Consider the following 11687-nt stretch of genomic DNA (forward strand, 5'->3'; position numbering starts at 1 on the left):
GGCTCCGGCGGGACGGCTCCGGCGGGACGGCTCCGGCGGGACGGCTCCGGCGGGACGGCTCCGGCGGGACGGCTCCGGCGGGACGGCTCCGGCGGCCCATCGCTCCGAGGCGAGCGAGGAGCGGACGGGTCAGCCGCCCGTGCGCGCGGGGGCAGGGCGTGTGGGGGTGGTGTCTTGGGGCGGGGAGGGTGCCGGGGTGGGAGGTGCGGGGCTTCGAGGGTTAGGCGGGGGTGGCCAGGGCCAGGGGGAGGGTTGACTGGGCGCCGGACTCCTTTAGGAGGCGGGTCGCCACGGTCATTGTCCAGCCGGTTTCTATGCGGTCGTCCACCAAAAGGATGTGGCCGGGGTTGCCGGCTAGGGCCTCGGCCAGGTCTTGGGGGACGGCCAGGGCGTTCCAGACGGAGCGGAGGCGTTGGGCGCTGTTGTGGCGGCGGGGCACGGGGTCGCCGATGGGGGTCAGTTCGCCCAGGTAGGGCAGGCGGCCGATCTGGGCGATGCGCCGGCCGAACGTCGTGACCAGGCGGGGGCGGGAGCGGGAGCCGATCGTGACGACGCCGGTGGGGCGGGTCGTCCAGTCCCAGGCGGCGAGGACCTTCACGACGGCGTCCACCAGGTCGGCCGGGACGTCGGTGTCGTCGGCGGCGAACAGGTCGCGCAGGCGGTTGCCCCAGCCGATGTCGGTGAGGCGGCCGAGGGCGCGGCCCGTCTCGGCCTGGAGTTCGGGCTTGATGCGGCCGGAGACGCCCAGGTCGTCCTTGACGCCCGTCGGCCACATGCGGCGGGGGGCGATGTCGACGCCGGGGCGGTGCAGGCGGTCGCGGGCCTGGGTCGTGCTCTCCTGGGTGACCTCGGTGGGCCAGTGGCGGCCCGTGCAGTTGTCGCAGCGGCCGCAGGGCGCGGCGGCGGGGTCGTCCAGCTGGCTGCGCAGGAACTCCTCGCGGCAGCCGGTGGTGGCGATGTAGTCGAGCATCGCCTGCTGCTCGCGGCGGCGCTCGGCGGTGACGCGCTCGTAGCGCTCGCGGTCGTAGGACCAGGGTTCGCCCGTGGACGTCCAGCCGCCCTTGACGCGGCGGGCGGCGCCGTCCACGTCGAGGACCTTGAGCATCATCTCCAGACGGGCCCGGTTGAGGTCGACCATCGGCTCCAGGGCCGTGGTGGAGAGCGGGCGGTCGGCCATGTCAAGGACGTCCAGCGTGCTGCGGACGATGTGCTCCGGAGGGAAGGCCAGGCTTGCGAAGTAGGCCCAGATGTCGCGGTCCTCGCGGCCGGGGAGCAGGATCACCTCGGCGCGGTCGACGCCGCGGCCGGCCCGGCCGATCTGCTGGTAGTAGGCCACCGGGGACTGCGGGGCGCCGACGTGGACGATGAAGCCGAGGTCGGGTTTGTCGAAGCCCATGCCGAGGGCGCTGGTGGCGACGAGGGCCTTGAGCTTGTTGTCGTGGAGGTCCCGCTCGGCCTGGAGGCGTTCGGCCTGCTCGGTCTGGCCGGAGTAGGCGGCCACCTCGTATCCGCGGTCGCGGAGCCAGCCGGTGATCTCGTGGGCCGCGGCGACGGTGAGGGTGTAGATGATGCCGGAGCCCGGGAGGTCGCCGAGGTGCTCGCCCAGCCAGGCGACGCGCTGCTCGGCGGAGGGGAGGTCCACCACGGCGAGGTGCAGCGAGTCGCGTTCGAGGGGGCCGCGCAGGACCAGGGCGTCGTCGCCGGCGAGCTGCTCGGCGACGTCCTTGGTGACGCGGGCGTTGGCCGTCGCGGTGGTGGCGAGCACCGGGATGCCGGGCGGCAGGTCGGCCAGCAGGGTGCGCAGCCGCCGGTAGTCGGGGCGGAAGTCGTGGCCCCAGTCGGAGATGCAGTGCGCCTCGTCGACCACGACCAGCCCGGCCCCGGCGGCGAGCTTCGGCAGGACGAGATCGCGGAAGTCGGGGTTGTTGAGCCGCTCGGGGCTCACCAGCAGGACGTCGACCGCGCCCTCCTCGACCTCGGCGAAGACCTGGTCCCAGTCGCCGGTGTTGGACGAGTTGATCGTGCGGGCGCGGATGCCCGCCCGGTCGGCGGCCTCGATCTGGTTGCGCATCAGCGCCAGCAGCGGCGAGACGATCACGGTCGGGCCGGCGCCGCGCTCGCGCAGCAGCCGGGTCGCCACGAAGTAGACGGCGGACTTGCCCCAGCCGGTCCGCTGGACGACGAGGGCGCGCCGCCGCTCGACGACGAGCGCGCTGATCGCCGTCCACTGGTCGTCGCGCAGCCGCGCGTGGTCACCGGCGAGGGCGCGCAGGCACCGCTCGGCCTCGTCCCGCAGACCGTCCGAAGAGCTCATGCGTCCTTGGTACCAGTGCCGCAGAGGCCCCCGCACCAGAACCGCGTTCTGTGGAAAACGGTACGACCGGGCCAAGCCCCGGCGCGTCCGCCTAGAGGGCTATGGCGGCAGGCCCGGCCTGTTCTCCTGCTTGGTGGCCGAAGTCGCGGGGGCATCCGGTGCCGCGGGTTTGGTCGTGAGATTCGTCACCTGATGTCCTGAACTGCGGCCACCGGTCGGCCGCCCCGGAGAACGACGCCGGCCACCACCGCCCGGCGCACCGCATATACCGGCGAGCGCCAACGCAGGCGATCGACCTTTGTGAGAAGGGTGGGACGCAGGCCACGGATTGGGGACGCCGGGCAGGTGGGTAGCCTGCCAGTCAAGATCGGTTCATGGGCGGGAAGGGACACCTGGGGGGAATGGGCGCGGCTGATCGCTTGCGGCGGACATGGCAGGTCCTGATGGACACCACGCCCCCCGAGGCGCCGGAGGACGAGCCGAGCGAGGTCGTCGACGCGCGCGTCGTCGACCTGGTGCTGCGCGTGGGCGAGCTCCTCCTGGCCAGTGGCGAGACCACCGAGCGCGTCAACGAGGCGATGCTCGGTCTGGCCGTGGCCTACGAACTCCCCCGCTGCGAGGTGCAGGTCACGCTGACCAGCATCCTGGTCTCGGCGCACCCGGGAGGGGGCGCGGCGCCGATGACGGGCGCGCGCGCCATCCGGCGGCGGACTCCGGCCTACTGGCGGCTCACCGCGCTGCACCAGCTCGTCCAGGACGCGTCCATCGGCATGCTCGAACTGGAGGAGGCCCACAAGCGGCTCGCGGAGATCAAGAGGGGCCGCCCTCCGTACCCGACCTGGCTGCTGGTCGTGTCGCTCGGGCTCATCGCCGCGTCGGGCAGCGTGCTGTCCGGCGGCGGGCCGCTGGTGGCGACCACGGCGTTCGTCGCCACGATGCTGGGCGACCGCACGGCCGCCGCGCTGGCGCGCCGGGGCATCGCGGAGTTCTTCCAGCTGTCGGTGGCCGCCGCGATAGGCGCGGCGGCGGCCGCGGGGGTGGTGGCCCTGGGCAATCCGGGCCAGGCCGCGACGATCGTCACCGGCTCGATCCTGGCGCTGCTCCCGGGACGCCCGCTGGTGGCGAGCATCCAGGACGGCATCACCGGAGACCTGGTCAGCGCCGGGGCGCGGGTCCTGGAGGTCTTCTTCATGATCGCGGCGATCGTGGCCGGGCTGGGCGCCGTGGTCTACCTCGCGGTGAACATGGGCGTGCCGATCGACGTGGTGCACCTGCCCACCCCCTCGGCGAACCTGAAGCCCATCGCCGTCCTGGCCGCCGCCGCCATCTCGCTGACGTTCGCGGTGTCCCTCGCCGCCCCGCGCGACGTGCTGACCACGGTCGCCCTCGGCGGCGCGATGATCTGGGTCCTGTACGTCCTGGGCCGCGGATGGCACGTTCCACCCGTCCTGGCCGCCGCCGTGGCGGCGACCCTCGTCGGTGTCATGGCGAGCTGGCTCGCCCGCAGGCACGGGGCGCCCGTCATGCCGTTCGTGGTCCCCGCCATCGGCCCGCTGCTGCCGGGGACGGCGCTCTACCGCGGCATGGTCGAGCTCAACACCGGTTCGCCGCAGGCGGGCGTGCTCAGCCTCATCGGAGCGATCTCCGTGGCGCTCGCGCTCGGCGCCGGCGTGAACCTCGGCGGCGAACTCGTCCGCGCGTTCCAGCACGTCGGCCTGAGCGCGTCGGGCCGCTGGGCCCGCCCGGCGGCCCGCCGGACCCGCGGCTTCTGACCCGGGAGCGGCCAGGGCGGTTTTGTCGGTGGGGGACGTTACGTTCGCGGCATGTTCCGACAGGGAGACGTCCTGATCCTGCCCGTGCCCGAGGAATCGGTTCCGCAGGCCGTCCGCGAGCTGCCGCCGTCCCCGCGCGACGGCCGGGGGCGCATGGTGCTGGCCCGCGGTGAGGCCACCGGGCACGCGCACGCCCTCGCCGCGCCCGGCACGCTGCTGCGCACCCCCGACCCGCTCGTCCCGGACCACCTGCACCTGCCGTCCGGCGGGCGGCTGGTGCACGAGGAGCACGCGGCGATCACGCTGCCCAAGGGCTGGTACCGGGTCATCCGCCAGCGCGAGTACGTGCCCGGCGCGGTCCGCGTCGTGGCCGACTGAGGGGCGGGACGATGCTCACCGGATCGATGCACACCGGAACGGTACGCGAGACCCACTACGTGGTCGGCGACTGGCAGGCGGCGGCGTTCGCCACCGGTCCCGCCGACCGTGCCCGCGCCGAGGCGGGCGTGGCCGCCGCCTACGCCGCCGCGGGGCTGGAGGCCCCCGAGCGGTACCTGTGGGTGCCCTCCCCCATGCGGGGCGCCGTCGCGGCGGCCGTCCTCGCGGGGCATGGCGAGGCGTTGGAGAAGGCAGGGCTTGACGACCTGCTCCAGCAGGCCCGCGCCGACCTGGGCGCCGACGCGGCGGGGCGGAGCGTCCTGACGGACGTGCGCACCCGGCCCTGGGAAGCCGAACGTGCGGCGGCCTGCTCCGAACAGGGGCCGGAGCAGTGGCCGCGCACGTGGGCCGAGACGGGCGGGCTGCTGTGGGACCAGGTGCAGGCGCTGGTGACGCGCGTGCGCGGGGCGGTCGGCGAGCGGGCGCACGGCCGGTCGATGGCGGCGGGCAACGAGCGGTCCACCCCGGAGGAGGACGCGGCCGAGTCGCTGCTGCGCGCGGCCACGCTCGACGCCGTCCTGGGCCAGCACGACGCGCCGTGGCTGGCGTTGTTCGAGTCGCTCGGACGGCTCGACGGCCCGCTGACCGGGCTGGCGGAGGTCGCCCGGTCGGCCGGCTGGTGGTGGCCCTACGAGCGGCTGGTGATCCTCTCCGAGCGGGCTAGTGAGCTGTACCGCGACGAGCCCGGCCGGCTGCACCGCGGCGACGGTCCCGCCCTCGCCTACCCGGACGGATTCGCCCTGCACGCCTGGCGCGGCATGCCGATCCCGCCCGATTTCGTCGAGTCGCTCACCGACCTGACGCCCGACCGCATCTCCGCCGAGCAGAACGCCGAGCTGCGCCGCGTGATGCTGGAGATCTTCGGTTACGACCGGTACCTGGCCGAGACCGGCGCACGTCCCCGGCACCGCGACGAGACGGGCGTCCTGTGGTCGATCGACCTGCCGGGCGACGAACCGGTGGTCATGGTGGAGGTGGTCAACTCCACGCCCGAGCCGGACGGCACGCACCGCACCTACTACCTGCGGGTCCCGCCCGACACTCGCACGGCGCGCGCGGGCGTCGCGTGGACGTTCGGCGTGGACGAGGCCGACTACCACCCCGAGAAGCAGACCTGAGCCTGTAGGCGACCGGAGTGTCCGGTCTGGCCGGCGTCCCCTGGTCTCACTTCCCCAGTCACCAGGGGACGCCGCCCGTTCAGGGAGCCTGGCCGAGCAGGGCGGGGATGCGTTCGAGGACGCCGCCGGCGAAGGTGTCGTAGAGGCCGAGCGGTTCGAGGTGGACGTAGCCGATGTGGCAGTCGCACATGTCGAGCGGGCAAGGGCGCGGTGCCAGGGCGTCCTGGAACGAGCCGTCGTAGAGGTTGCCCAGCACGGACGGGACGAAGTGGCAGCGCCGGACCGTTCCGTCGCCGTCCACCGACACGACCGTGTCCCCCGTCCGGCAGGGGAGGCCGCGGCTCGCGTGCGGGCGGCGGCTCACGGGGAACAGCGGATCGATGTCGGTCCAGGAGGCGGCCTCGGCATCGTCGTAGACGCGACCTTCGGCGGCGTTGACCCAGAGATAGGTGGTGTCGGGAAGGTCCGCGCGGAGCCGGCGGGCGGCGTCGAGATGCTCCGGCCGGCCGACGATCCCGACGCTGAAGCGGACACCGCGCGACGCCAGGTCCAGGCATTTGCCGAGGAACCGCTCGTAGGGCACCTGGCCGGGATGGTAGGTCGCCCACAGCGCCAGCCGGGTGAGGTCGGCGTCGGCCGTCCACGACACGCGGTGGCTGAGGTTCGTCTGGATCGCGACCCGCTCCACGTGCGGGAGGTGGCTCAGGTCGGTCAGGGCGCGCCGGTACCAGGAGCGGACGAGCCCCTCGCCCCACGGCGTGAAGAGGACCGAGACGCGGTGGTCGCGGTGGGCCACCCACTCCGTGAAGCGTTCGAGCGCGGCGCGGTCGGCGCGGAGCTGCTCGGGCGTGTCACGGCGCTTGGCGAACGGGCAGTAAGGGCAGTCGTAGTCGCAGCTGGCGAGCGGCCCCCGGTAGAGGATCGTCAGATGGTCCATCACCGCGCCTCGTAGGAGGCCATCAGGTCCCGGACAGGGGACGAGAACAGGGCCGGGCCTATGGCGTCGGAGTAGGCGAGCCCTTCAGGGGTGAGTCGAACGGCGTCCTCGGTGGTCTCCAGCCATCCGCGATCGGCGAAGGACTTCAGATCGGCGGGGAAGTCGTCCATCGGGTCGCTCCCGAAGCGCGCGCGGTAGGCGTCCAGGTCGACGCCGCTCGCTTGCAGAAGGGACTGGACGAGATGCCGCCGGCGGCGTTCGTCGTCGTCCAGCGCGAAGCCGACGCGGGCGGTGGTGAAGTCGGACTCGCGCACGTAGTCGTCGATGATGGAGCGCACCTGCCCGGCTCCGACGGCGTACTCGAACGAGTAGTGGAGGCGGGAGGTGTAGGAGCGCGCCCCGCAGCCTAGACCGACCATGCCGTCCGTCTGGCAGCAGTACTCCGTGCCGCCCGCACCGGACGACGGCAGCCGGAACATCCGCATCGACACCTGCTCGTAGCCCTCGCCGAGAAGGTGGTCGCGGCCGAGCCGGTAGAGGGTGAGGCGCTGGTCGTCCCAGTCCTGGGCACGGCGGCCGAGGCCGGTCAGCGGGCGGACGTAGAGCGGGTACAGGTAGATCTCCTCCGGGCGCCACGCGAGAGCGGCGTCCAGGGAGTGCGTCCACGTCGCGGGTGTCTGGCCGTCGATGCCGTAGATGAGGTCGATGTTCAGGACAGGGAACCCCACGGCGCGGATGCGGTCCAGCGCGGCCTCCACTTCGGCGCGCTTCTGCGGCCGGACGGCCGCGCGCGCCTCCTCGTCCAGGAAGCTCTGCACGCCGATGGAGACGCGGGTGGTCCCGTGTTCGGCGAGGACGGTCAGCCGGTCGGTGGTGGCGGTCGCCGGGGACGTCTCCACGCCCAGCGGGATCGAGCCGAACCCGGGGAACCGTCCGGCGATGCCGCAGAGCCGTTCCAGCTCGGACGCGGTGAAGTAGGTCGGCGTCCCCCCGCCGAACGCCGCGGTGGCGAAGGCGGGCCCGTCCAGGGCGTCCAGGACGGCGGTGGCCTGCCGGTCGAGCGCGTCCAGGTAGGCGCCGGTCAGTTCCTCCGGCGCGCCGGTGCGGGTGAAGAGGTTGCAGAAGCCGCACCTCATCTCGCAGAACGGCACGTGCAAGTACAGGAAGAGCGCGTCGAGCGGCTCGTCCGCCCACACGTCCCGCAGCGCGGGCTCGGGGCGCAGCGGACGGTAGGCGGTCTTGTGCGGATAGGCGTACACGTACGCCTGATATGGGTTCACGGCGTTCAGGTTCACGGCAGAACGAACTCCCCGTACGGAACGGTCCAGACGACCTCGTGGCCGATGCGGTGGCCCGTGTGGCCGTCCTCGCCGTACGCCGTCCCGTGGTCGGAGCAGACGATGACGAAGCACGGCCGGCGCATCAAGCCGAACAGCCTGCCGATGTGGGCGTCCACATGCCGGAGCGCGGCGGCGTGGCTCGCACGCGTATCCCCGTCCGAAGGTGCGGCGCCGTCCAGATAGAACCAGTTGGGCTGGTGCAAGGACGCGACGTTCAGCAGCAGGAACAGGCGCCGTCCGGCAGGCAGACGCGCCATGACCTCGGCGATCCGGTCGATCTGGTTGGGCAGCGACTCCGGGTCGGTCACGCCGAACCCGCGCTCCCAGTGGCTCTCGGCGAAGAGCGACGGCAGCGCCGACCCGAGCGGCGTCAGCTTGTTGAAGAACCCGACGCCGCCCACGCAGACCGTGTGGTAGCCCGCGGCGGCGAGGCCCGCCGGCAGGTCGGCGGCGTCGAACGTCCACGTGCCTGCGGCGGTGGTCTCGCTGCCCGCGAAGGCGCCGGCGAACAGGCGCGGATGCGGGCCGGGCGATGCGGGCGTCGGCAGGAAGCCGGCCAGCATCGCCGCGTGCGCGGCGTAGGTGAAACTGCCGGGCGTGTGGCGGCGCTCCCAGCGGCCTTCCGGGAGCAGCGCGGCCAGCGTGGGGGTCTCCCCCGCCGCGGCCAGTTCGGCGGCCACGTCGTACCGCAGCGTGTCGAGGGTCACCAGCAGCACGTCGTGGCCGCCGATGACCTCGTTCATGTCGTGCACGCGCTCAACACCGCCCGGACCTGGGCGCCGTAGGTGTCCAGGCCCTCGGCGGAAGTCCCGGGGAGCCCGGTCAGCCCTGGCAGCAGGTCGCCGAAGGCGTTCACCTCGCAGACCGCGAACCGCTTCAACCCGAACCCCACGAGCAGGTCGACGCCGACCATGGGGCTGCCCGGGAAGCAGGCGGCGGCCCGCGCGCACACGTCGAGGGCCCGGTTCCAGCCGTCCTCTCCAAGCGCGCGCCGCACCGCCCCCAGGTCTCCCCTGGCACCGCCCAGGTGCAGGTTCGTCATCGGGGTCCTGCTGGTCCGGACGACGGCGTGCGTGGGTTCGCCGCCGATGACGACGACCCGCAGGTCGAACACGCGCCCGCCGATCGTCGCCTTCGGCAGCCAGCGCTCCACGTGCAGGCCGTCCGGGGCGAGCCGGTCGATCAGCGCGGCGACCTCGTCCTCGGTCTCGTACGAGCGGACGCGCAGCGAGTTGACCAGCCGGTCGCCCTCCAGGGACGCCGACGTCACGGCACGCACGCGGCCCGGCGCCGTCTGGAGCGCGACCACCCCGGAGGCGGACGAGCCGTGCGCCGGCTTCACGAACACCCGCCGCTCGCCCGCCTCGGTCATCCGGGCGCGGAGCGAGGCGTATCCGTCGACCTCCGGCAGCGCGGCCGGGACGGGCACTCCCGCGGCGAGCAGGCGGGCGTGGGAGAGCCGCTTGTCGAACATGACCGCGATCTCCTCGACCTCGCCGAGGAGGCGGGCGCCGGACGCCGAGGCCGCCTCCGCCAGCCGCCGCAGGGCCGCCGTGAACGTCCGGTGCCAGCGCGCACCGCCGCCCACCCGCGCGGGCGCGCCGGGCCCGCGCAGCAGCGCGTCGGCCTCGGCGTCCTCCCCCGGCGAGTCGACGCGGACCATCTCGCCCGCCGCGAAGGGCAGCGGGACGCCGCGCAGCACGTCGGTCCAGGGGACGAGCCGCGGCTCGGGCAGCCCGGCGGACCGGCACGCCGCGGCGAACAGCGCGGGACGCCGGTCGCCGGGCGTGCCGACCACCGCGAGCGTCATCGCGCCACCGCCGTCATTCCGCCACCGCGACGTAGTTCTCGCTGAAGACCCATTCCTGGCCCGCCCACGACGCCTCGCCGAGCGCGTCCTCGAGATCGAGTTCGACGCCCGGCAGTGCCGCCTCGATCCGCTCCAGCATCGGCTCGCTCAGGAAGGCGTAGTGCAGGTCGAGGCTGCGCAGGTGGGTGAGGGGCTGCCCGGCCAGCAGCGCCTCCGCTCCCCGGTCGGACAGCATCCCCATCGCCAGGCTGAGCGACTCCAGCCGGGCGACGACCGGGGCGCTCGCCAGGGCCTCGGCCAGCTCGTCCTGGAACGGGCCGTTCTCCAAACCCAGGTGCTTCAGGGCCGGGAACCGCTCACCGGTGAGGAAGGGCGCGTAGTCCTCGGGCGAGGACGTCCCGCCGTACTGCTCCGAGCCGATCCAGAGGTCCAGGTGCTCCAGCGCGGGCAGGTCACTGCTCGCGACCGCTCGCACGACCTCGGCCGGAAGGCCGCCCGACTCGATCCGCAGCACCTTCAGCCGCTCCAGGCGCGGCGGCTCGAAGCGCAGGTCGGAGGCACCGCGGATCTCGAAGTGCTCCAGCCCCGGATAGGCCTCGAACACGGGCGAGATGTCGCCGTTCTGGATCCAGGAGATGTGCACTTCCCAGTCGAGGACGTCCCCGAGGAAGACCCCCCGCAGGCGGGGGAGCCGGCCGGCGTTGTCCACCAGCCACCGCACCGGGTCGAATTCCTCGCGGTCGAACCCCCAGAAGCCGATGACCAGGTGGGTGACCTGGGCGGTGTCGACCGTCTCCAGGAAGAGGCCGAGGTTCTCGGGGACGTCCGCGCCCCACGCGCCGTTGTCCAGGACGCGGTGGTAGACGCCCCAGGCCACCTCGTCCGGCTCCGGCAGCGGGCCGTCCGGCTCGCCGTCGAAGGTGTGGACGGGCAGGCCCGCGAAGGTGGAGAGGCGCTCCTCGATCATTCCGACACCGCGATGTAGTGCCAGTCGCCGTCCGGCTTCTCCTGGTCGTCGAGGTCGACCTCGACGCCGGGCAGCGCCGCCCGCACCCGCTCGACCATCGCGTCGGACAGGAAGTGGTGGTGCAGGTCCAGCTTGCGCAGGTGGGTCAGCGGCTGGCCGGCCAGCAGCGCCTCGGCGCCCTGGTCGGTCAGGACGCCCATCGCGAGGCTCAGCGACTCCAGCCGCGCGACGATCGGCGCGCCGGCGACCGCGGCCGCGATCTCGTCCTGGATCTCGCTGTCCTCCAGGCCGAGGTGGCGCAGGTTCGGCAGCCGCTCGCCGGACAGGAACGGCGCGAGGTCGGAGACGGTGGCGTCGCCGCCGTAGTTCTCCTCGCCGAGCCACAGGTCGAGGTGCTCGAGGTTCGGCAGGTCGCTCGCCCCCACGGCGCGGACGATCCGGGCGGGCAGCCCGCCCGACTCGAAGCGCAGCACCTTCAGCTTCTCGCTCTTGACCGGGTCGAGGACGAGCCCCTGCGCGCCGCGCACCTCGAAGCGTTCGAGGTCGGGGAACGCGGCGAACAGGGGCGTGATGTCGGCGTGCTCGATCCAGGAGATCTCCGCCTCCTCGCCGGTGATGTCCCCGAGGAACAGCGCCCGCAGCTTCGGGAACGACGCGGCGGCCCCGGTCAGGAGCGCCACCGGGTCGGGGAAGTCGTCGGACTCGTAGGACGCGCCCCAGTAGCCGATGATGAGCGCCGTCACCTCGGTGGTGTCGATCGTGTCGAGGAACCGCCGGAAGACAGCGTCGAACGGCTCCTCGTCGAAGGAGGTCCCGACGAACCAGGCGGCCTCGCCCGCGGGCGGGAAGTCCTGGCCGGTGAGGGGGTCGGCGCCGGCGCCGCGGCCGTCGTCCTCTTCCTCCTCGGTGCCGGTGTCCTCGTTGAACGTGGCCACCGGCAGGCCGACGTACTCCTCAAGGTGCTCATATACGCCCATGGGTCCCCTTCACC

At 73.3% G+C, this 11687-nt stretch carries 10 protein-coding genes; 3 read left to right on the forward strand and 7 right to left on the reverse strand.

From position 1 onward, the window contains the following. Positions 1 to 220: 220 nt before the first annotated feature. Positions 221 to 2314, reverse strand: coding sequence for a RecQ family ATP-dependent DNA helicase (locus tag AB0C21_RS38050; protein WP_500210906.1), 2094 nt, complete (start codon positions 2312 to 2314; stop codon positions 221 to 223). A gap of 443 nt (positions 2315 to 2757) precedes the next feature. Between AB0C21_RS38050 and AB0C21_RS38055 the strand changes: the two genes are divergently transcribed. From AB0C21_RS38055 to AB0C21_RS38065, 3 genes are read left to right on the forward strand one after another with little or no spacing between them, the layout of a single operon-like run. Then, positions 2758 to 4086: a threonine/serine exporter family protein gene (locus tag AB0C21_RS38055; protein WP_500210907.1), complete on the forward strand. Its 1329-nt coding sequence runs from the start codon at positions 2758 to 2760 to the stop codon at positions 4084 to 4086. A 51-nt stretch (positions 4087 to 4137) separates the two neighbouring features. Then, a complete protein-coding gene (locus AB0C21_RS38060) occupies positions 4138 to 4464 on the forward strand; it encodes a DUF8820 family protein (protein WP_500210908.1) in 327 nt (108 codons plus the stop codon). An 11-nt stretch (positions 4465 to 4475) separates the two neighbouring features. Next, the gene (locus tag AB0C21_RS38065) at positions 4476 to 5642 is read left to right on the forward strand and encodes a DUF6745 domain-containing protein (RefSeq protein WP_500210910.1); all 1167 of its coding nucleotides are present in this window, start codon (positions 4476 to 4478) and stop codon (positions 5640 to 5642) included. A gap of 79 nt (positions 5643 to 5721) precedes the next feature. Here AB0C21_RS38065 and AB0C21_RS38070 read toward each other — a convergent pair whose 3' ends face one another. The 6 genes from AB0C21_RS38070 to AB0C21_RS38095 are packed head-to-tail and all read right to left on the reverse strand — an operon-like array spanning position 5722 to position 11673. Then, complete coding sequence (locus AB0C21_RS38070) at positions 5722 to 6579, reverse strand: STM4011 family radical SAM protein (protein ID WP_500210912.1); 858 nt, start codon at positions 6577 to 6579, stop codon at positions 5722 to 5724. Next, positions 6579 to 7868, reverse strand: coding sequence for an STM4012 family radical SAM protein (locus AB0C21_RS38075; RefSeq protein ID WP_500211025.1), 1290 nt, complete (start codon positions 7866 to 7868; stop codon positions 6579 to 6581). The genes AB0C21_RS38070 and AB0C21_RS38075 overlap by 1 nt, the downstream gene beginning before the upstream one ends. A gap of 2 nt (positions 7869 to 7870) precedes the next feature. Further along, positions 7871 to 8662 (reverse strand): STM4013/SEN3800 family hydrolase, encoded by a 792-nt coding sequence (locus tag AB0C21_RS38080; RefSeq protein ID WP_500211027.1) that lies wholly within the window; start codon positions 8660 to 8662, stop codon positions 7871 to 7873. Further along, complete coding sequence (locus AB0C21_RS38085) at positions 8659 to 9729, reverse strand: STM4014 family protein (RefSeq protein WP_500210913.1); 1071 nt, start codon at positions 9727 to 9729, stop codon at positions 8659 to 8661. The genes AB0C21_RS38080 and AB0C21_RS38085 overlap by 4 nt, the downstream gene beginning before the upstream one ends. 13 nt (positions 9730 to 9742) lie before the next feature. Then, the gene (locus AB0C21_RS38090; protein ID WP_500210915.1) at positions 9743 to 10696 is read right to left on the reverse strand and encodes an STM4015 family protein; all 954 of its coding nucleotides are present in this window, start codon (positions 10694 to 10696) and stop codon (positions 9743 to 9745) included. Next, positions 10693 to 11673: an STM4015 family protein gene (locus AB0C21_RS38095; RefSeq protein ID WP_500210916.1), complete on the reverse strand. Its 981-nt coding sequence runs from the start codon at positions 11671 to 11673 to the stop codon at positions 10693 to 10695. Before AB0C21_RS38095 ends, AB0C21_RS38090 begins: the two co-directional genes overlap by 4 nt. Positions 11674 to 11687: the final 14 nt, after the last annotated feature.

The organism is Spirillospora sp. NPDC049024, from assembly GCF_040649235.1.
Classification (GTDB): Bacteria; Actinomycetota; Actinomycetes; order Streptosporangiales; family Streptosporangiaceae; genus Spirillospora.

What these genes read in the sequence shown, in the direction of transcription:
- AB0C21_RS38060 (WP_500210908.1), top strand. Translation starts at nt 4,138, where the DNA reads ATGTTCCGACAGGGAGACGTCCTGATCCTGCCCGTGCCCGAGGAATCG.
- AB0C21_RS38055 (WP_500210907.1), top strand. Translation starts at nt 2,758, where the DNA reads ATGGACACCACGCCCCCCGAGGCGCCGGAGGACGAGCCGAGCGAGGTC.
- AB0C21_RS38065 (WP_500210910.1), top strand. Translation starts at nt 4,476, where the DNA reads ATGCTCACCGGATCGATGCACACCGGAACGGTACGCGAGACCCACTAC.
- AB0C21_RS38070 (WP_500210912.1), bottom strand. Translation starts at nt 6,579, where the DNA reads ATGGACCATCTGACGATCCTCTACCGGGGGCCGCTCGCCAGCTGCGAC.
- AB0C21_RS38095 (WP_500210916.1), bottom strand. Translation starts at nt 11,673, where the DNA reads ATGGGCGTATATGAGCACCTTGAGGAGTACGTCGGCCTGCCGGTGGCC.
- AB0C21_RS38090 (WP_500210915.1), bottom strand. Translation starts at nt 10,696, where the DNA reads ATGATCGAGGAGCGCCTCTCCACCTTCGCGGGCCTGCCCGTCCACACC.
- AB0C21_RS38050 (WP_500210906.1), bottom strand. Translation starts at nt 2,314, where the DNA reads ATGAGCTCTTCGGACGGTCTGCGGGACGAGGCCGAGCGGTGCCTGCGC.
- AB0C21_RS38085 (WP_500210913.1), bottom strand. Translation starts at nt 9,729, where the DNA reads ATGACGCTCGCGGTGGTCGGCACGCCCGGCGACCGGCGTCCCGCGCTG.
- AB0C21_RS38080 (WP_500211027.1), bottom strand. Translation starts at nt 8,662, where the DNA reads ATGAACGAGGTCATCGGCGGCCACGACGTGCTGCTGGTGACCCTCGAC.